The following is an 18,878-nucleotide window of genomic DNA, read 5'->3' on the forward strand; positions in this document are numbered from 1 at the left end:
CCGTTACAACTCGGCCATGTTCTGGGTCCTCTTCTTTCTGCCGGCAGTCGTCGCGGCCGGGCTGTCCTGCGGCCGGCTCTGTCTCGCCGCCGTCGCCGCCGCCCGCCCTCAGCCGCACGAGGAGCGGGAGCGGGAACTGTCCTGCTACGAGGCGGCGTTCCTCGCCGGCGGGCCCTACCGGGTCGCCGACCTCACCCTCGTCTCCATGCACCGGGCCCGCCGGGTGCTCCTCGCGCACACGGGCTGGGTCACGGTCGTCGACCCCGTGGGGCGCGACGACCTTGAGCGGTCCGTGATCACCGCGATCGGTCCGGGCGGCCAGGAGCGGATAGCGGCGATACGGTCGGGCACGGCGGCGGCCGACGCGGTGCGCGCGCTCGCCGACCGGCTCACGGGAGCGGGGCTCGCCGTGCCCGACGGTGTGCGGTCCGGGGTCAACGCGTCGGTGCGGACGGTCCGCGGCGCCTGCCTGCTCATCGCGGCGCTCGCCGCCACCGCGCTGCTCATGCCGGGCGAAGGGGACACCGGGCGGGCCGAGATAGCCGCCTGGTTCGCGCTCCCCCTCGTCCTCACGCTCGGCTGTCTCGCCATCGCCCGGATGGAGATCCACCCCTACACCCGCTGGGCCTCGCCCAACGGCCAGCGGCTGCTCGGCGGGCTCGACCCGGCGGGCGATCCGCTCACCGCGCTCGCCGTGCGCGGCCTCGGGGCGGTGGACGATCCCGACCTGCGCAGCGCCCTGACGAGCGGCCGCTTCGCGCATCGGAGTCAATGACCGGGCCCGGCGCGGCCCCGCTGCTTTACTTCCACTCATCCGAAGTATCCCCTTTTGATCTGTATGTACTTCCGTAGTACCGCAGCACGAAAGGGATGTACCGGCGATGAGAGCTGTAGCGCTGTACGGGACCCTGGGTTCCCTCGTCCTTTCCGCCCTCGTCGCCGCCCCCGCGGGCGGTGCCGACCCGCTGACCGCCGAAGCACGGGGAGTGGAGGCCGCCGCCCAGCGCGCCGCCGCCGCCCCGATCGCCTTCGGCCGCTGCCCCGCGCAGGAGTCGCTGCCCGCGTCCGTCCAGTGCGGCACCGTCCGGGTCCCGCTCGACTACGCCCACCCGACGGGGCGTCAGATCGGCCTCACCGTCAGCAGGTCCAGGGCGAGCGGCAAGCCCGCCGAACGCCAGGGCGCCCTCGTCTTCAACCCGGGCGGGCCCGGCGCCTCCAGCATGTACTTCCCGATGGTGGCCGAACTCCCCGACTGGAAGCGCCTGGCCGGGGCCTACGACCTCGTCGGCTACTCCCCGCGCGGAGTGGCCCGCTCGGCCCCGCTGTCCTGCCAGGACCCGGGCGACTTCGCGAAGGCGCCGACCCAGTCGCCCTCGCACCCCTCCGCGTCGTACAAGAGGGAGCGGATCGCACAGGCCAAGGCGTACGCGCAGGGCTGCGCCCGCAACGCGGGAGACGCGCTGCGCTTCTACACCAGCATCAACAACGCCCGTGACCTGGACGTGCTGCGGGCCGCGCTCGGCGAGAAGAAGCTGACGTTCATGGGCGCCTCGTACGGCACCTACTTCGGCGCGGTGTACGCGACGCTCTTCCCCTCGCACATCCGCCGGATGGTCTTCGACTCGGCGGTCGACCCGGACCCCGACCAGATCTGGTACCGCAACAACCTCGACCAGTCGCTGGCCTTCGAACGCCGCTGGGAGGACTTCCGCACCTGGGTCGCCAAGCACGACGACGTCTACCACCTGGGCCAGAGTGCCGACGAGGTCCTGGAGAGCTACGAGAAGGTGCGGGCCAGGCTCACCCGTGAGCCGGCGGGCGGCACCGTGGGTCCCGCCCAGTTGCAGGCGGCGGTCCTCAAGGCCGGCTACTACGACGACTATTGGGCGAGCCGCGCCACCGCCCTGTCGGAGTACCTCAAGGGCAACGCGGAGCCGCTGGTCCAACAGGCCGCGCCACGGCCCGAGTCGGCGCGCGACGACGAGAACGGCAACGCCGTCTACACCGCCGTCGAGTGCAACGACGCGGCGTGGCCACGGGACTTCGCCACCTGGGACCACGACAACACGGCGATCGCGAGGGTCGCGCCGTTCGAGACGTGGGACAACGCGTGGATGAACCTGCCGTGCGCCTACTGGCCGGCCCCGCAGCAGAAGCCGGTGGACGTACGGGCCGAGAAGGGGGCGCTGCCGCCGACGCTGATCCTGGCGGCCGAGCGGGACGCGGCGACTCCCTACCCGGGGGCCGTGGAACTGCAGCGGCGGCTGCCGGGCTCGGTGCTCATCACGGAGAAGAAGGCCGGCACGCACGGCATCGCCGGCGGCGCGAACGCCTGCGTCAACGGCTATGTGGAGGACTACCTGGTGAACGGTCGGACGCCGGTGCGGCGCGCGTCGTGCGCGCCGCACCCGGAGCCGAACCCGGTGTCGCTGGACGAGCGGTCGGCCGTCAGGCCGCAGCATGTGCTGCCCGCTCTCTGATCTTCCGGGTCAGGGATGAGCCGGGTCCGCTCGCGTGGCGCGGACCCGGCTCACCTGGTCTTGCTAGGCGAGGCCCGCGACGAGGTCGGCCACGCTCTTGCGGCGTCCCGTGTAGAACGGGACCTCCTCGCGGACGTGCATACGGGCCTCGGAGGCGCGCAGGTGGCGCATCAGGTCGACGATGCGGTGCAGCTCGTCGGCCTCGAAGGCCAGCAGCCACTCGTAGTCGCCGAGCGAGAACGAGGCGACCGTGTTGGCCCGCACGTCGGGGTATCCGCGAGCCATCTTGCCGTGGTCGGCGAGCATCCGGCGGCGGTCCTCGTCCGGCAGCAGGTACCAGTCGTAGGAGCGCACGAACGGGTAGACCGAGACGTAGTCGCGGGCGTTCTCGTCGGCGAGGAACGCCGGGATGTGCGCCTTGTTGAACTCGGCGGGCCGGTGCAGCGCCATGTTCGACCACACCGGTTCGAGCGCGCGGCCCAGTTTGGTGCGACGGAACAGGTTGTACGCGGCCTGGAGCTCGTCGGAGGTCTCCGCGTGCCACCAGATCATGACGTCGGCGTCCGCGCGCAAACCCGACAGGTCGTAGGTGCCGCGGACGGTGACGTCCTTGGCGGCGAGCTGGTCGAACAGCTCCTGGACCTCGTCGGCGTACCCGGCGCGGTCCTCGGGGAGTACGTCGCGCAGCTTGAAGACAGACCACAGGGTGTAGCGGATGACCTCGTTGAGGTCCTTCGCCTTCTTCCCCGCGTTGGGAATCTTTTCCGGAGCAGCACTCATGTGGCTATTGTCCCGCGTCACTCTGGGTGTTCCGCGCCAGGGTCGACGTGGCGATGATCTCGTCCGCCGCCCGCTGGGCGCTGGCGATGCACGCGGGGATGCCCACGCCGTCGTAGACGGCGCCGCAGACCCGCAGTCCGGGCAGCTTGGCGACCTCCGTGCGGATCCGGGCGACCTTGCCGAGATGGCCCACCGGGTACTGCGGCAGGCCGCCGATCCAGCGGTTCACGACGGTGGCGACGGGCTTCGCGGACAGGCCGACGGCCTCGCCGAGGTCACCGAGCGAGACGTCGACGAGGTCGGCGTCGTCCCAGTCGAGGTGGCGCTCCTCGCCGTAGCGCCCGATCGAGGTCCGCAGCACGAACAGGTCCGCGCCGCGCTCCTTGACCCAGCTCCACTTGTGCGTGGAGAACGTGGAGGCCTTGATGGTGCGGCCGTCGACCGGGGGCACGAGGAACCCGGAGCGTTCCGCGACCCCGGCCAGGTCGGCGCGCCGGAAGGCGAGGGTGACCAGCGCCATCGAGGCGTACTCGACCTCCGCGAGCTCGGCGGCGGCCACCGGCGCCTCGGCGCCGAGCAGTTCGGACGCCGACCAGGCGGGCGTGGACAGGATCACGCCGTCGGCGTCGATCAGCTCGGTGTCGGTGCGGATCCGCCAGCCGTCGGCGCTCCGGGTGAGTTCGAGGACCGGCGCATCGGTGCGGATCGTGCCGCCCCGGGCGCGCACCGCGTCCGCGACGGCGCCCGGCAGGGTGCCCATGCCGCCGTCGAGGCCCGCGAAGACCGGGCCGCCCCGCTGCTTGGCGGCGGCCTTCGCCTGGACGTCCCGGACGCCGTCGAGGAGCGAGGCGTGGGTGCGGGCCGCCTCGTAGAGCTGGGGCACCGCGGCCCGCATGGAGATCTTGTACGCGTCGCCCGCGTACACGCCGCCGAGGAGCGGCTCCACGAGGCGGTCGACGACCTCGCGGCCGACCCGCTCGGCGACGAACTCGCCCACGCCGATGTCCTCGCCGACCTCGCTCGGGGCGAGCTCTCGGTCCTGGGCGACCCGGGCCAGGCCCTCGGCGGAGAGGATGTCGTGGAGCGTTCCGGGGTCGGCGGGCACGCCCATCACATGGCCCGTGGGCATGGGCCGCAGGGCGCCCCGGGTCCAGAGGGCGGCGTTCGCCGTGGCCGGCGCCTGGATCCGGTCGCCGAGGCCCACCGCACGGGCGAGGTCCACACCCTCGGGGCGGCGGGCCAGCATCGACTCGGCGCCGAGGTCGACGGGTGCGCCCTCGATCTCGCCGGCGAGCAGCTTGCCGCCGAGCACCGCGCTGCCTTCGAGCACGGTCACCCGGGCCCCGGCCGCGAGCAGCCGGTGGGCGGCGGCGAGGCCGGAGATTCCGCCGCCTACGACGACGATGTGCGGGGCGCGGGCGGGGGCGTTGTCCATGCCTCCACTGTCTCAGACCGGCCCCGGCCTGCCGGAACGAGCCCCGGCGCGCCGCCAGAGGATGATCAACTCCCTTGTCTGGGACGTGAGTTGGGGGTCGGTCCCGGCCAACACCCGGGCGGTCCGGGCTCCGGCGGGAGTGCCGTGGCTCCTCCGTACGTATCGTGACCGGGAGCAGGCGGTCCCTCACGAGCGGAGGCAACACCCATGGCGGCGGAGCGACTGGTGGTCATCGGCGGTGACGCGGCGGGCATGTCCGCGGCCTCGCAGGCCCGCAGGCTGAGGAAGCCCGGGGAGCTGGAGATCGTCGCCTTCGAGCGCTCGGGCTTCACCTCGTACTCCGCGTGCGGGATTCCGTACTGGGTGGGCGGCGCCGTGCCGCGCCACGAGGACCTGATCGCCCGCACGCCCGAGGAGCACCGCGAGCGCGGGATCGATCTGCGGATGCGCGCGGAGGTCACGGAACTCGATGTGCAGGGCCGCCGGGTCAGGGCCCGCGACCTCGCGTCGGGGGCCGAGGAGTGGACCTCGTACGACAAGCTCGTCATCGCGACCGGGGCGCGGCCCGTACGGCCGGACCTTCCGGGCATCGACGCACCCGGGGTGCACGGGGTGCAGACCATCGACGACGGGCGGGCCCTGCTGGAGAGCGTGGAGGAGGCCCGGGGACGGCGCGCGGTGGTGGTGGGTGGCGGCTACATCGGCATCGAGATGGCCGAGGCGCTCCTCGCCCGCGGTTTCGAGGTGACCCTGGTGACCCGCGGGGCGCAGCCCATGCACGCGCTCGACCCGGACATGGGCCGCCTGGTCACCGAGGCGATGGAGGGCTCCGGGATCCGGGTGGTGACGGACGCCGAGGTCACCAAGGTCCTCACGCGGGAGTCGGGCCGGGTGCGCGCGGTGGCGACGCAGTCCGCCGAGTACGCGGCGGACGTGGTGGCGCTCGGCCTCGGTGTGGCGCCGCGTACGGAACTGGCCCGTGCGGCCGGGCTGCCGCTCGGCGACTTCGGCGGGCTGCGCACCGACGTCTCCATGCGGGTGCGCGGACACGAGAACATCTGGGCGGGCGGCGACTGCGTCGAGGTGCTCGACCTGGTGTCGGGCCGGCACCGCCACATCGCGCTCGGCACCCACGCCAACAAGCAGGGCCAGGTCATCGGGTCCAATGTGGCCGGCGGCTACGGCACGTTCCCCGGTGTGGTGGGCACGGCCGTCACCAAGGTGTGCGACACCGAGATCGCGCGCACCGGCCTGTCCGAGGAGGAGGCCCGCGCGGAGGGGCTGCGGTACGTCACGGCGACCATCGAATCGACCAATGTCGCCGGGTACTACCCGGGCGCGGCCTCGATGACGGTGAAGATGCTCGCCGAGCTGCGCACCGGGCGGCTGCTGGGCACGCAGATCGTGGGCGGCGCGGGAGCGGCCAAGCGGATCGACGTGGCCGCGGTCGCCCTGACCGCCCGGATGACGGTGGAGCAGATGACCGCCCTGGACCTCGGGTACGCCCCGCCGTTCTCCTCGGTGTGGGACCCGGTCCTGGTCGCGGCGCGCAAGGCGGTGTCGGCCGTGCGCGCCGCGGGATAGCGGCTACTTGGCGGTCTGCTCGTGGACGTGGGCGACCAGGCGGGTCAGGGAGTCCGGGTCCATCGAGGGCAGCACGCCGTGGCCGAGGTTGAAGATGTGGCCTTCGAGGCCCGCGGCCGCGTCCAGGACCTCACGGGTCTTGGCCTCGACGGCCGCGGTCGGGGCGAACAGGACCGCCGGGTCGAGGTTGCCCTGGAGCGCCTTGCCGGGTCCGACCCGGCGGGCCGCCTCGTCCAGCGGAACGCGCCAGTCGACGCCGACGACGTCCGCGCCCGCCTCGCCCATGAGGCCGAGCAGCTCGCCGGTGCCGACGCCGAAGTGGATACGGGGCACGTCGTAGCCGGCGACCGCGTCGAAGACCTTCGCCGAGGCGGGCAGGATCGAGCGGCGGTAGTCGGCGGGGGCGAGCGCGCCCACCCAGGAGTCGAAGAGCTGCACCGCGGAGGCGCCCGCCTCGATCTGCACCGTGAGGAAGGCGGCGGTGATCTCGGCGAGGCGGTCGAGCAGGTCGGCCCACAGCTCCGGGTCGCCGTACATCATGGCCTTGGTGTTCTCGTGGTTGCGGGACGGGCCGCCCTCCACGAGGTAGCTGGCCAGCGTGAACGGGGCGCCCGCGAAGCCGATGAGCGGCGTGGAGCCGAGCTCGCCGGTGAGCATGCCGATCGCCTCGGTGACGTAGTGGACGTCCTCGGGGGTCAGGTCGCGCAGCCGGGCCAGGTCGGCGCGGGTGCGGATCGGGTCGGCGACGACGGGGCCGACGCCCGGCTTGATGTCGAGGTCGATGCCGATGGCCTTGAGCGGGACCACGATGTCGCTGAAGTAGATGGCCGCGTCCACCTTGTGCCGGCGCACCGGCTGGAGCGTGATCTCCGTGACGAGCTCGGGCCGCATGCACGACTCCAGCATGGGGATGCCCTCGCGCACCTTCAGGTACTCCGGCAGCGAGCGCCCCGCCTGGCGCATGAACCAGACCGGCGTGTGCGGGACGGCTTCGCGCCTGCACGCCTTGAGGAAGGCGGAGTCGTACGTCTTGCTGTTCGGCTGGCCCACAGGGCGGTCGTTGGCGCTCACGACCCAAATCTTCGCATGTGCCCGCAAGCGGCTGCCCCGGGCCGGGTGTCCCTACCGGCGCCGGGCCGCCCTTCCGCCTAGTCTTCCCCGCATGGCTGCCGCTCAGGGACGAACTTCGGATGGCGCTGACGGCAGGGAAGCCGCGGACGGGACCACCGTTCCGATCCCCTTCCGTCAGGCCGTCGACGCACTGCGCACGGCGCGACTGCGCCCCGAGATCGAGGTGGACGAGACACGGCCGCCGCAGCGTCTGGCGCCGCACGCGTACGCCGTGGAGGCGGCGGTGGTGGAGGGCGAGGACGATCTCGCCGACGGCCGGCTCGTCCTGCTGCACGATCCCGCCGGCCACGACGCCTGGCAGGGCACCTTCCGCCTGGTCACGCTCGTACGGGCCGAGCTGGAGCCGGAGATGGCGGCCGACCCGCTGCTCCCCGAGGTGTGCTGGTCGTGGCTGACCGGCGCCCTGGACGCGCGCGGCCTGTCGTACGGGGAGGCGAGCGGCACGGTCACGCGGGCCGGCTCCCACTACTTCGGCGGCCTGTCCGAGCGGCTCCCCGCCACCCAGATCGAGATCCGGGCCTCCTGGACCCCGCGCGAGGGCCGCGGCGGGGTGCCGGACACGGCGGGCCACCTGGCGGCCTGGTGCGATCTGCTGTGCCAGATCGCGGGACTGCCACCGGTGTCGGGCACCGCCGAGGCGGGCGGCGGCGTGGTGACGCTGCCGCAGCGCCGCGACCCGCGCTGAGAGCGCCCGCGAAAGCGCCCCCCTTTTCACCTGCCGTTCTTGTCGCCCCGCGGCCCGCCTCCGGTGGGACACGGGGCGTCTGCGCGCTCCCCCGGATGGTCCCCCGCACGGGTCGGCGCACCCCGGCGATTGGTCGAGGATCGAGCAGGCGTCCGAATTGCCCTAAATGTTTCTCACCAAATCGTGATCATTCTCTAAAGGCCGAGGGGTTTGGTGCCGAAGAGGTTTGTGACCCTAACTGCACGGTTCGCCCCGGCTTCATCCCCGAGCCGGCTTCGTCCCGCACCTTTCCAGGAGGCCTGGTGTCCGTTCTTCTTGAGCAGCCCGCAAGCCTGGTCGCCTACCGCCCGAACAAGCCGACGGCCATGGTCGTCGTTGCCGACCCCCGAGTCCGCTCCACCGTCACCCGGCACCTGTGGGCGCTCGGAGTACGTGACGTCATCGAGGCGTCGTCCATCGCGGAGGCCCGTCCCCGCGTCGGCAACCCGCGCGACATCTGCGTTGCCGACGTCCACCTGCCCGACGGTTCCGGGCTGACCCTGCTGTCCGAGACCCGAGCCGCGGGCTGGCCCAACGGCCTGGCCCTGTCCGCCGCCGACGACATCGGTGCCGTGCGCAACGCCCTCGCGGGCGGCGTGAAGGGCTACGTCGTCACCGGCACCCGTACCAACATCGGCCACCCCGGCCGTCCCGGCGCCGCCCCCATCGGCGCCGCGGCCGCCCGTATGCACCGCCGCCCCCCGGGTGCCCCGAGCCACCCGGGCGGCTACCGCGAGCTCTCCGGCCGTGAGGTCGAGGTGCTCCGGCTCGTGGCGGAGGGCCAGTCCAACAAGGCCATCGGCGTTTCGATGGGCCTGTCCGCTCTGACCGTCAAGTCCCACCTCGCCCGGATCGCACGCAAGCTCGGCACGGGTGACCGCGCCGGGATGGTGGCCGTAGCGCTGCGTACCGGAATCATCCACTGACCGGATTACGACCCTCTCGCGCCCGTCGACGGAACGTTCCGTCGACGGGCGCGGTGCATACACGGATACCCTTGACAGGTGACCGACGCCCATAAGACCGCAGCAGAGACAGCACTGCGAACCACCGGGGGCGCTCCCCCGGACGACGTCGACAAGGCGCCGATTCCCTTGCTGGAGCCCCGAGAGGGCATTCCGCCTGTCGTTGCCACCGAGGAAGCCCTGGCCGAGGTGATCGCCGCCTTCGCGGCCGGCACCGGCCCCGTGGCGGTGGACGCCGAGCGCGCGTCCGGCTACCGCTACGGACAGCGCGCCTACCTGGTGCAGATGCGCCGCGAAGGCGCCGGCACCGCGCTCATCGACCCCGTCGGCTGTCCGGATCTCTCCGCTTTGGGGGAGGTACTTTCGGACACCGAGTGGATCTTGCACGCCGCCACCCAGGATCTGCCCTGCCTGCGCGAAATAGGCATGGTTCCCTCCAGGATCTTCGACACCGAGCTGGCCGGGCGGCTCGCGGGCTTCCCGCGCGTGGGTCTGGGCGCGATGGTCGAGAGCGTGCTCGGGTACGCGCTGGAGAAGGGCCACTCGGCCGTCGACTGGTCGACCCGGCCGCTCCCCGAGCCGTGGCTGCGGTACGCGGCCCTCGATGTGGAGCTCCTGGTCGACCTGCGGGACGCGCTGGAGGAGGAGCTCGACCGGCAGGGCAAGCTGGAGTGGGCGCACGAGGAGTTCGACGCGATCGCCTCGGCACCGCCGGCCCCGCCCCGCAAGGACCCCTGGCGCCGCACCTCCGGGATGCACAAGGTGCGCAGGCGCCGTCAGATGGCGGCCGTGCGCGAACTGTGGACGGCCCGGGACAAGGTCGCACAGCGGCGTGACGTCTCGCCGGGCAAGGTGCTCGGCGACTCCGCGATCATCGAGGCCTCGCTCGCGCTGCCCGCCAACGTGGCCGCGCTCACCGCACTGACCGGATTCGGGCACCGGATGGGGCGGCGCCAGCTGGAGCAGTGGCAGGCGGCCGTCGACCGCGCGAAGGCCCTGCCGGAAGCGGAACTGCCGCAGCCGGGCCAGCCCTTGCAGGGGCCTCCGCCGCCGCGTTCCTGGGCGGACAAGGACCCGGCCGCGGCGGCACGGCTCTCCGCGGCGCGTGCGGCGGTCACGGAGCTCGCCGAGCGGCTGAACATGCCGCAGGAGAACCTGATCACCCCGGACACGGTGCGGCGGGTGTGCTGGGAGCCGCCGGGGGACCGCTCCGAGGCGGCGGTGTCGCTTGCGCTGGCGTCGCACGGTGCGCGGCCCTGGCAGATCGCCCAGGTGACCCCGCTCCTGTCAGCGGCCCTGAGCGAAACGCCACCCAAGCCCTGACGTACCCGGCCCGGCCCCGACGGCTCCCGGCCGGGGCGGGCCCCACGCACCTGCGCGTTCCGCACCACTCGCGCGGTTCCCCGCGCCCCTTGGTTGCTCGGTGCGGGCCGGGGCCGGTATACCCAGCCCCGACATGGGGGTCCCCCCTGGCCCTTGAGGCCTTGGGGGAGATTGAGGACGAGCGCCGTTCAGGCGTGCACGGGGTCCGGGGCGGAGCCCCAGGGGGGATGGCCCGGCAGTGTGACGTTCGCCGCTCCCGCCCAGGGGGCTGGGCAGGCTGGTTACCCACAAGTAGCATGGGTTGGGTGAGCGCGCGCTCAGTCGGCGCGCGAGCCAAGCGCAGCAGTGCCATCCCGCACCTGGAGGAGAGCCATCGTGCCTCGTACCGTCAGGGACGTCGTCTTCGTCGACGGCGTCCGCACCCCGTTCGGCAAGGCGGGCCCGAAGGGCATCTACCACGAGACCCGGGCCGACGATCTGATCGTCAAGGCCATCCGTGAGCTGCTGCGCCGCAACCCGGCCCTCGACCCCGCCGAGATCGACGAGGTCGCCATCGCCGCGACCACGCAGATCGGCGACCAGGGCCTGACCCTGGGCCGCACCGCGGGCATCCTCGCGGGCCTGCCGCAGTCCGTGCCGGGCTACTCCATCGACCGCATGTGCGCGGGCGCCCTGACCGCCGTCACCTCCGTCGCCGGCTCGATCGCGTTCGGCGCGTACGACGCCGTGATCGCCGGTGGCGTCGAGCACATGGGCCGCCACCCGATGGGCGAGGGCGTCGACCCCAACCCGCGGTTCGTCAGCGAGAAGCTGGTCGACGAGTCCGCCCTCTTCATGGGCATGACCGCCGAGAACCTGCACGACCGCTACCCGACGATCACCAAGCAGCGCGCCGACGAGTACGCGGTGCGCTCGCAGGAGAAGGCCGCCAAGGCGTACGCCGACGGCAAGATCCAGCAGGACCTGGTCCCGATCTCGGTGCGCAACACCAACGCCGAGGTGGGCGAGACCGGTTGGGGTCTGGTCACCGCCGACGAGCCGATGCGCCCCGGCACCACCCTGGAGAGCCTCGCGGGCCTCAAGACGCCGTTCCGCGTGCACGGCAACGTCACCGCGGGCAACGCGGCCGGCCTCAACGACGGCGCCACCGCGTCGATCATCGCTTCCGAGGAGTTCGCGCGGGAGAACAACCTCCCCGTGAAGATGCGCCTCGTCTCGTACGCCTTCGCCGGCGTCGAGCCCGAGGTCATGGGCTACGGCCCGATCCCGGCCACCGAGAAGGCGCTCGCCAAGGCGGGCCTCGCCATCGGTGACATCGATCTCTTCGAGATCAACGAGGCGTTCGCCGTCCAGGTCCTCGCGTTCCTGGAGCACTACGGCATCGCCGACGACGACGCGCGCGTCAACCAGTACGGCGGCGCCATCGCCTACGGCCACCCGCTCGCCTCGTCCGGCGTACGCCTGATGACGCAGCTGGCCCGGCAGTTCGAGGAGCAGCCGGAGGTCCGCTACGGCCTCACCACCATGTGCGTCGGCTTCGGCATGGGCGCCACGGTCATCTGGGAGAACCCGCACCACAAGGACGCCGGAGGCAGCAAGTGAGCACCACCACCGCTGAGCTTCTCAAGGGCGCGGCCGAGCTGTTCCCGGACGAGGTCGTGACGTCCGCGCACGTACGCCACCTCGAACTTCCCTACGGCGCCGGGCGCTTCGCGCTCGTCACGCTCGACAACGGCTTCGACCACACCAAGCCGACCACCTTCGGCCCCGGCTCGCTGGCGAACCTGAACGCCGCCATCGACCAGGTCGAGAAGGAGGCGGCCGACGGCTCCATCGTCGGCGTCGGTGTCACCGGCAAGCCGTTCATCTTCGCGGTCGGCGCCGACCTCAAGGGCGTCGAGCTGCTGAAGAAGCACGAGGACGCGCTCGCCATCGGCAAGGGCGGCCACGAGGTCTTCAAGCGTCTCGCGGCCCTCGCGGTCCCGACGTTCGCGTACTACAACGGCGCGGCCATGGGCGGCGGTGTCGAGGTCGGTCTGCACTGCACCTACCGCACCGTCTCCAAGGCGCTGCCCGCGTTCTCGCTGCCCGAGGTCTTCCTCGGTCTGGTCCCGGGCTGGGGCGGCTGCACCCTGCTCCCCAACCTGATCGGCGCCGAGAAGGCCGTCTCGGTCATCATCGAGAACTCGCTGAACCAGAACCGCCAGCTCAAGGGCAAGCAGGTCTTCGAACTCGGCATCGCCGACGCCCTCTTCGAGGGTGCCGACTTCCTGGAGCGGTCCCTCATCTGGACGGCGAACGTCCTCAAGGGCGACGTCACCGTCGAGCGCCCCGAGATCGACCGCGGCGAGGCCTGGGACCAGGCCGTCGCCAAGGGCCGCTTCATCGCCGACTCGAAGGTGCACGGCGCGGCCCCGGCCGCCTACCGCGCCCTCGACATCATCGCGGCGTCCAAGAACGGCGACCTCCAGGCCGGCTTCGACGCCGAGGACAGCGCGCTCGCCGACCTCATCATGGGCGGCGAACTGCGGTCGGGCATCTACGCGTTCAACCTGGTCCAGAAGCGCGCCAAGCGCCCGGCCGGCGCCCCGGACAAGAACCTGGCCCGCCCGGTGACGAAGGTGGGTGTCGTCGGCGCCGGCCTCATGGCCTCGCAGCTCGCCCTCCTCTTCCTGCGCCGCCTGGAGGTGCCGGTCGTCCTGACCGACATCGACCAGGAGCGCGTCGACAAGGGCGTGGGCTACGTCCACGCCGAGATCGACAAGCTGCTCGCCAAGTCGCGGATCAACCAGGACAAGGCCAACCGCCTCAAGGGCCTGGTCTCCGGTGTCCTCGACAAGGCCGAGGGCTTCTCGGACGCCGACTTCATCATCGAAGCCGTCTTCGAGGAGATCGGCGTCAAGCAGCAGGTGTTCGCGGAGGTCGAGGCGGTCGCCCCGGCGCACGCGATCCTCGCCACCAACACCTCCTCGCTCTCGGTCAGCGAGATGGCGTCGAAGCTGAAGCACCCCGAGCGGGTCGTCGGCTTCCACTTCTTCAACCCGGTCGCGATCCTGCCGCTCCTGGAGATCGTCCGCGGCGAGCAGACCGACGACGTCTCGCTGGCCACGGCCTTCGGGGTGGCGCGCAAGCTGAAGAAGACCGCGGTCCTGGTCAAGGACGCCCCGGCGTTCGTCGTGAACCGCATCCTGACCCGCTTCATGGGCGAGATCCAGAACGTCATCGACGAGGGCACCCCGGTCGCCGTCGCCGAGAAGGCCGTCGAGCCGCTGGGTCTGCCGATGTCGCCGCTTGTGCTCCTCGAGCTGGTCGGCCCGGCCATCGGTCTGCACGTGTCCGAGACCCTCAACCGCGCCTTCCCGGACCGCTTCACGGTCTCGGCGAACCTGGCCGCGGTCGTGAAGGCCGGCAAGCGCGGCTTCTACGTGTACGACTCCGGGAAGCCGGAGCTGGACCCGGAGGTCGCCGCCCTCCTCAAGCAGGGCGATGTCGCCCTGACCGAGGAGCAGACCCGTGACCGCGTCCTGGACGCGGTGGCGCAGGAGATCGGTCTGATGCTGGACGAGGGTGTCGTGGCCGAGGCCCAGGACATCGACCTCTGCCTCATCACGGGCGCCGGCTGGCCCTTCCACCTGGGCGGCATCACGCCGTACCTGGACCGCGAGGGCGTCTCGGAGCGCGTGAACGGGAAGAAGTTCCTGGCGCAGGGCGTCGCGAGCGTCCCCGCGTAACCCGCACCGCCCGTACGGCGACGGCCCCGCACCTCGGTGCGGGGCCGTCGCCGTGTGTCAACTCCCGCACCTGGCGGGCGAGGTGACGGGGTGTGAGGTGACGGTGTGGGAGGTGATGGTGAGGGAGGGGATGGTGTGTGAGGTGACGGTACGCCACAGGGCCCGGCACCATGGAGGCGGTGCCGGGCCCTGTGACGTCAGCCGCTGAAGGCGCTCAGATCTGCTGCCAGGCCGTGAAGGCCAGGCCCGGCGCGTCCGTGCGCTGACGGGCGATCCGCATACGGCCGTCGGGGGTGAACACACCGAGCACGACCCGTCCTTCGGCGTCCACGGTCAGCGCGGGCGCCCCCGCGCACACCTCGCCGGTCGGCGTCCAGGAGACCCCGGCCGCCTCCTGCTCGGTGGGGTAGACCGCTATGGCCGGGCGACCGTCGGCGTCGCGCTGGGCGAGCACCATGCAGTCGACGCCGTCGATCTCGTGGCGCAGCAGCGCGACGGGGCCGGTGCCCCTGCCGCCGATGGACGTGGCGGACTCCTCACCGCGCCAGGCCCGCAGTTCGCCCGACGCGGCGTCCCGCAGGAAGAAGGTGATGCGGCCGCCCTCACCGGTCTGGATGCCGTTGACCGTGCCCGTCGCCGGGTTGCCCTCGGTGGGGTCCAGCCACTCGAACTCCGCGTCGCCCTTGGGCCGTTCGTAGACGTGGATGCCGGAGTCGGACGGCGCGTGGATGACCATGCGGCCGCCCTCGGCCGCCACGATCGATATCGAGCGGTCGGCGCCGTTGCCGTTGAGGTCGGCCCAGCCGGCCCACTTGCCGGAAGGCTCCTGACCGCGCGCCGACACCCCGCCGAAGGCGTTGCGCACCACGATCTGCGCGTTGCCCGCGGAGTCCACGCCGACCGCGGGGTGTCCCATCCGCAGGCCCTGCTGCCAGTCGCGCCGCGCGTAGGGCGAGCCGACGACGGCCCAGGTCTTGACCGGGCGGCCCGTCTGGTACTGGATCGCGTGGACCAGTTCGGTCCAGGTGCCGCCGTCCGCGATGGGGGTCTGGCGCAGCGCCGCCATGTGCACGTAGCCGTCGGCGCCCTGCGCGATCGCCAGGTGCGACTGGAGCCCGACACCCGGGGCGACCAGCTCGGGCCCCGTCCACTCCCCGCCCGGCTCCGACTCGGTCCAGCGGGCGACGCCGCCCTCGGCCGGTGCGTACGCCGTGAGACGACCGTCCTTGCCGAGCCGCAGCCAGCCGCTGACCGTCGGGCTGCCGTCCTCGGCCGCCACGACGGGGGTGGCCGGCTTCGGCGCGGTCCGGATGCCGCCGGATTTGGCCGGCCCCTGCTGCGATGCCTGTCGAGACCTCAGTGCCATGGTCCGCGACCACCTTTCCCCACCGGTTCCGCACCAGGCGGCCGGGTCCAGCAAACAAGCGACTTTCTGCGACCATAACACTGCTCACCGACCCCGATTTCCTCTGGTATTTCCGTCCCGACGTGCGGCTTTTCGCCACCTGGTACGGGGCGCCCGAGCCGCTCGGCCCGGGTACGCCCGGTCGGGTGAGAGGTCACCGGGCGCGTACGTAGAACACCGCCCCGTCCACCACACAGCTCCGGTCGTAGCGGGAGGCGAGGAAACGGCGCAGGGTGGGGAGCCGGTCGGGGGCGAAGGGCTTGCCGCGGGAGTCGTCCACGACGAGCGCCGGCGGCCGGTCGGTGAGCTCGGCGCGGAAGTCCCGCCAGGCACCGTCGACGGCGTACTTCTCCCCCACCTGGGGTCCGTCGCGGCCGCCGCTGTAGTTGGTGAGCAGTCCGGCGGTCAGGAAGCGGCTCGCGGGCGTCCGGCCGGCCATCCAGTACGTCTCCGGATGTATGCCCCAGACCAGGACCCGCTCGGCCGGCCCGGTGCGGGCCTCGACGGCCGCGGCGAGGCGCTGGGTGTGGGCGAGGTCGGGGCGGGGCGCGAGCAGTCCCCACGCCACGAACAGGGCGCAGGCGCAGGCCGACGCGGACAGTGCGCCGGTGAGCCGGTGCGTCGGCAGGATCTGGAGCGCGCCGGTGGCGAGCAGGACCAGGGGCGGGATGAGCTGGAGGTAGTAGTGGCCGAAGAAGTGGAAGCCGAGCAGGACCGCCCCCGCCGACGCGGCAAGCCAGAGCCACAGGTCGACCGCGCCGGTCCTGGCGATGCGCAGGACCCGCACCACGGGCGGCAGCAGACCCGCGCAGCCGGCGGCCAGCAGGGCGGTGTTGGTCAACCCCCGCGTCAGGACGTGGAGTTCGGACCCGGTGAAGGAGGCGTACGCGGCCGAGCCGGTCACCGTCCAGAACAGGAAGCGGGACGGTCCGGTGAGCCAGGCCACCGCCGCGATCGGCAGCGCGACCCCGACCAGCGTGCGCAGCACGGGAGTTCGGCGGGGCCCAGGCCGGTGCCACAGGAGCCACAGCACGGGGACGAGGGCGGCGCCGCCGGTCTGCTTGGTGAGGCAGGCCCCGGCGACGGCGAGTCCGGCCCGGGTCCAGGCGCCGCGGCCGGCGCAGAGTACGGCCGCCGCGGTGAAGGGCAGCATGAACACCTCGAAGGTGGCGGCCTGGGCGTCCTCGGGGTTGAGTCCCACCGAGACCAGGAGGTACAGGACGCCGGCGGTCCGGCCCGCGCGGTCACCCCACCGGCTGCGCGCGGTTGCGGCGAGTGCGAGCGCGGTGAGGAGTTGGGCCGCGGCCGCGGCGAGGCGCAGCGGGGTGAGCGAGGTGTCGCCGCACAGAGCGAAGACGGCTTCGTAGAGCCAGGGCAGCAGCGGTGGCTTGCGGTCGACGACCGTGGCGTAGAGGGTGCCGCCGCTCGCCAACTGCCTTGCCTGGACGGCGAGATAGCCCTCGTCCGGGTTCCACAGCGGGTGCCGGAAGGACGGGATGCGAGTGAGGAGCGCGAGGGCGGCGAGGACCGGGATCAGCCGCCGCCAGTAGCGGAACTCGGCGGTGACGGGCGGGTCCGCGGGGCGGTGGCGCTGACTCGGAAGGACGCTCGTGGTGACGGATCGTAGCGAGGGCGACGGGTCGGCGAGCATGCGGGCCACCCTATGCGGCCCCGTATGCCCCGATCGTCAGGGACATACGGGGCCGCCGGGAATCGGCCGCGATTACACGGAGTCGCGGTGGGCGGGGGCTTCGAGACGGCTGTGCCTGCGGCCGTAGAGGAAGTAGAAGACCACGCCGATCACCATCCACACGCCGAACCGGAGCCAGGTCTCGGCGGGCAGGTTGATCATCAGCCACAGGGACGCGGCCACCGCGGCGGCCGGGACCCAGGGCACCAGCGGGGTGCGGAAGGCGCGGGGCAGGTCGGGGCGGGTGTGGCGCAGGATGACGACGCCGATCGCGACGACGACGAACGCGAACAGGGTGCCGATGTTCACCAGGTCGGCGAGTTCGCTGAGGCTGGTGAAGCCGGCCACGATCGCGATGATGACGCCGAGCAGGATGGTCGGGCGGTGCGGGGTGCGAAAGCGCGGGTGGACGTGGGAGAAGAAGACGGGCAGCAGCCCGTCCCGGCTCATCGCGAAGAACACCCGGGTCTGTCCGAGGAGCAGGATCAGACAGACCGTGGTGAGGCCCACGGCGGCGCCGAAGCTGATGACGCCCGCGTAGAAGGGATGCCCGGTGGCCTTGAAGGCGTCGGCGAGCGGCGCGTCCACGGACAGCTCCGTGTAGTGCTGCATGCCGGTGACCACCACGGAGACGGCCACGTACAGGGCGGTGCAGATGAAGAGGGAACCGAGGATGCCGCGGGGGATGTCCCGTTGGGGGTTCCTGGTCTCCTCCGCGGCGGTCGCCACGATGTCGAAGCCGATGAAGGCGAAGAAGACGACCGAGGCGGCGGTGAAGATGCCCATCACACCGAAGTTGGTGGGCGCGTAGCCGGACATCAGCTGGATGAGCGGGGCCTTCAGGTCGCTGCCCGCGGTCTGCGGCTGCGCCTTGGGGATGAACGGCGAGTAGTTGGACGACGTGATGAAGAACGCGCCCGCGATGATCACGATCAGGACGACGGTCACCTTGATGGCGACGACGACCGTGGTGACCCGGGCCGACAGCTTCATGCCGAGGACGAGGACGGCGGTCAGGACCAGGACGAGGGCGGCGGCCAGGATGTCGAAGCCGAAGCCGTGGGCGCCGTCGCGGCCGCTGAGCGACTCGGGCAGGTGCCATCCCGCGTTGTCGAGCAGGGAGCGGACGTAGCCGGACCAGCCGACCGCGACCACCGCCGTGCCGAGCGCGAATTCGAGGACCAGGTCCCAGCCGATGATCCAGGCGGGGAGCTCGCCGAGCGAGGCGTAGGAGAAGGTGTACGCCGATCCCGCCACCGGCACCGTCGAGGCGAACTCGGCGTAGCAGAGCGCGGCGAGCGCGCAGACGACGCCCGCGACCACGAAGGCGATGGACACCCCCGGCCCGGCGTTCTCCTTGGCGACCTTGCCCGTGAGGACGAAGATGCCGGTGCCGATGATGACTCCGACCCCGAAGACCGTGAGGTCGAGAGCGGACAGGGACTTCTTGAGCGCGTGTTCTGGCTCCTCTGTGTCCTGGATTGACTGCTCGATCGATTTGGTCCGGAACAGACCGTTTCTGGCCACCCGTGCACCTCCGCTAGCTCTTCGTCCTCGCCATGATCGGGAGGAGTGGCGGTACGGGTACCGGGCTGAGCGGATTTTTCACGCGAACGGGCCGGACCGATCA

Annotated in this window: 14 protein-coding genes; 8 read left to right on the forward strand and 6 right to left on the reverse strand. The window is 72.0% G+C overall.

The window, feature by feature from the left end; translation table 11 throughout:
• Positions 1-16: 16 nt before the first annotated feature.
• Both OG432_RS06055 and OG432_RS06060 read left to right on the forward strand, forming a co-directional pair.
• A complete protein-coding gene (locus OG432_RS06055) occupies positions 17-775 on the forward strand; it encodes a TIGR04222 domain-containing membrane protein (RefSeq protein ID WP_328315018.1) in 759 nt (252 codons plus the stop codon).
• A 106-nt stretch (positions 776-881) separates the two neighbouring features.
• Complete coding sequence (locus OG432_RS06060; protein WP_328308482.1) at positions 882-2,480, forward strand: alpha/beta hydrolase; 1,599 nt, start codon at positions 882-884, stop codon at positions 2,478-2,480.
• A 63-nt stretch (positions 2,481-2,543) separates the two neighbouring features.
• Here OG432_RS06060 and hemQ read toward each other — a convergent pair whose 3' ends face one another.
• Positions 2,544-3,260 carry a hydrogen peroxide-dependent heme synthase gene (gene hemQ, locus OG432_RS06065; protein ID WP_328308485.1) on the reverse strand — a complete coding sequence of 239 codons (717 nt, stop codon included), beginning with the start codon at positions 3,258-3,260 and terminating at the stop codon, positions 2,544-2,546.
• A 4-nt stretch (positions 3,261-3,264) separates the two neighbouring features.
• Positions 3,265-4,695, reverse strand: a complete 1,431-nt coding sequence (gene hemG / locus OG432_RS06070; RefSeq protein WP_328308487.1) for a protoporphyrinogen oxidase — start codon at positions 4,693-4,695, stop codon at positions 3,265-3,267.
• 207 nt (positions 4,696-4,902) lie between these two features.
• On the opposite strand from hemG, the gene OG432_RS06075 reads away from it, so the two are divergent.
• A complete protein-coding gene (locus tag OG432_RS06075) occupies positions 4,903-6,279 on the forward strand; it encodes an FAD-dependent oxidoreductase (RefSeq protein ID WP_328308489.1) in 1,377 nt (458 codons plus the stop codon).
• A 3-nt stretch (positions 6,280-6,282) separates the two neighbouring features.
• Here the strand turns inward: OG432_RS06075 and hemE are convergent, their stop codons facing one another.
• The gene (gene hemE / locus OG432_RS06080) at positions 6,283-7,350 is read right to left on the reverse strand and encodes a uroporphyrinogen decarboxylase (RefSeq protein ID WP_328308490.1); all 1,068 of its coding nucleotides are present in this window, start codon (positions 7,348-7,350) and stop codon (positions 6,283-6,285) included.
• A 91-nt stretch (positions 7,351-7,441) separates the two neighbouring features.
• On the opposite strand from hemE, the gene OG432_RS06085 reads away from it, so the two are divergent.
• From OG432_RS06085 to OG432_RS06105, 5 genes are all read left to right on the forward strand, one after another.
• Positions 7,442-8,095 carry a DUF3000 domain-containing protein gene (locus tag OG432_RS06085; RefSeq protein WP_328308492.1) on the forward strand — a complete coding sequence of 218 codons (654 nt, stop codon included), beginning with the start codon at positions 7,442-7,444 and terminating at the stop codon, positions 8,093-8,095.
• A 302-nt stretch (positions 8,096-8,397) separates the two neighbouring features.
• The gene (locus OG432_RS06090) at positions 8,398-9,060 is read left to right on the forward strand and encodes a helix-turn-helix transcriptional regulator (RefSeq protein ID WP_114039865.1); all 663 of its coding nucleotides are present in this window, start codon (positions 8,398-8,400) and stop codon (positions 9,058-9,060) included.
• A gap of 78 nt (positions 9,061-9,138) precedes the next feature.
• A complete protein-coding gene (locus OG432_RS06095; RefSeq protein ID WP_328308497.1) occupies positions 9,139-10,422 on the forward strand; it encodes a ribonuclease D in 1,284 nt (427 codons plus the stop codon).
• A 375-nt stretch (positions 10,423-10,797) separates the two neighbouring features.
• Complete coding sequence (locus tag OG432_RS06100; protein WP_328308499.1) at positions 10,798-12,024, forward strand: thiolase family protein; 1,227 nt, start codon at positions 10,798-10,800, stop codon at positions 12,022-12,024.
• On the forward strand, positions 12,021-14,153 hold the full coding sequence (locus OG432_RS06105) for a 3-hydroxyacyl-CoA dehydrogenase NAD-binding domain-containing protein (protein WP_328308502.1): 2,133 nt from the start codon (positions 12,021-12,023) through the stop codon (positions 14,151-14,153). The genes OG432_RS06100 and OG432_RS06105 overlap by 4 nt, the downstream gene beginning before the upstream one ends.
• A 214-nt stretch (positions 14,154-14,367) precedes the next feature.
• Here OG432_RS06105 and OG432_RS06110 read toward each other — a convergent pair whose 3' ends face one another.
• The 3 genes from OG432_RS06110 to OG432_RS06120 all read right to left on the reverse strand — a co-directional run bounded on the left by OG432_RS06110 (position 14,368) and on the right by OG432_RS06120 (position 18,775).
• Entirely contained in the window at positions 14,368-15,519 is a 1,152-nt protein-coding gene (locus OG432_RS06110; protein ID WP_328308504.1) for a hypothetical protein, read from the reverse strand.
• A 193-nt stretch (positions 15,520-15,712) separates the two neighbouring features.
• On the reverse strand, positions 15,713-17,209 hold the full coding sequence (locus tag OG432_RS06115; RefSeq protein WP_328308506.1) for an ArnT family glycosyltransferase: 1,497 nt from the start codon (positions 17,207-17,209) through the stop codon (positions 15,713-15,715).
• Between the two features lie 72 nt (positions 17,210-17,281).
• Positions 17,282-18,775, reverse strand: coding sequence for an amino acid permease (locus tag OG432_RS06120; protein WP_328308508.1), 1,494 nt, complete (start codon positions 18,773-18,775; stop codon positions 17,282-17,284).
• Positions 18,776-18,878 lie beyond the last annotated feature (103 nt).

It is taken from the genome of Streptomyces sp. NBC_00442, assembly GCF_036014195.1.
Classification (GTDB): Bacteria; Actinomycetota; Actinomycetes; order Streptomycetales; family Streptomycetaceae; genus Streptomyces.

Bases quoted from the DNA above. Each gene is read 5' to 3' on its own strand.
- OG432_RS06055 (WP_328315018.1), top strand. From the start codon at position 17: ATGTTCTGGGTCCTCTTCTTTCTGCCGGCAGTCGTCGCGGCCGGGCTG.
- OG432_RS06060 (WP_328308482.1), top strand. From the start codon at position 882: ATGAGAGCTGTAGCGCTGTACGGGACCCTGGGTTCCCTCGTCCTTTCC.
- hemQ (WP_328308485.1), bottom strand. From the start codon at position 3,260: ATGAGTGCTGCTCCGGAAAAGATTCCCAACGCGGGGAAGAAGGCGAAG.
- hemG (WP_328308487.1), bottom strand. From the start codon at position 4,695: ATGGACAACGCCCCCGCCCGCGCCCCGCACATCGTCGTCGTAGGCGGC.
- OG432_RS06075 (WP_328308489.1), top strand. From the start codon at position 4,903: ATGGCGGCGGAGCGACTGGTGGTCATCGGCGGTGACGCGGCGGGCATG.
- OG432_RS06085 (WP_328308492.1), top strand. From the start codon at position 7,442: ATGGCTGCCGCTCAGGGACGAACTTCGGATGGCGCTGACGGCAGGGAA.
- OG432_RS06110 (WP_328308504.1), bottom strand. From the start codon at position 15,519: ATGGCACTGAGGTCTCGACAGGCATCGCAGCAGGGGCCGGCCAAATCC.
- OG432_RS06115 (WP_328308506.1), bottom strand. From the start codon at position 17,209: ATGCTCGCCGACCCGTCGCCCTCGCTACGATCCGTCACCACGAGCGTC.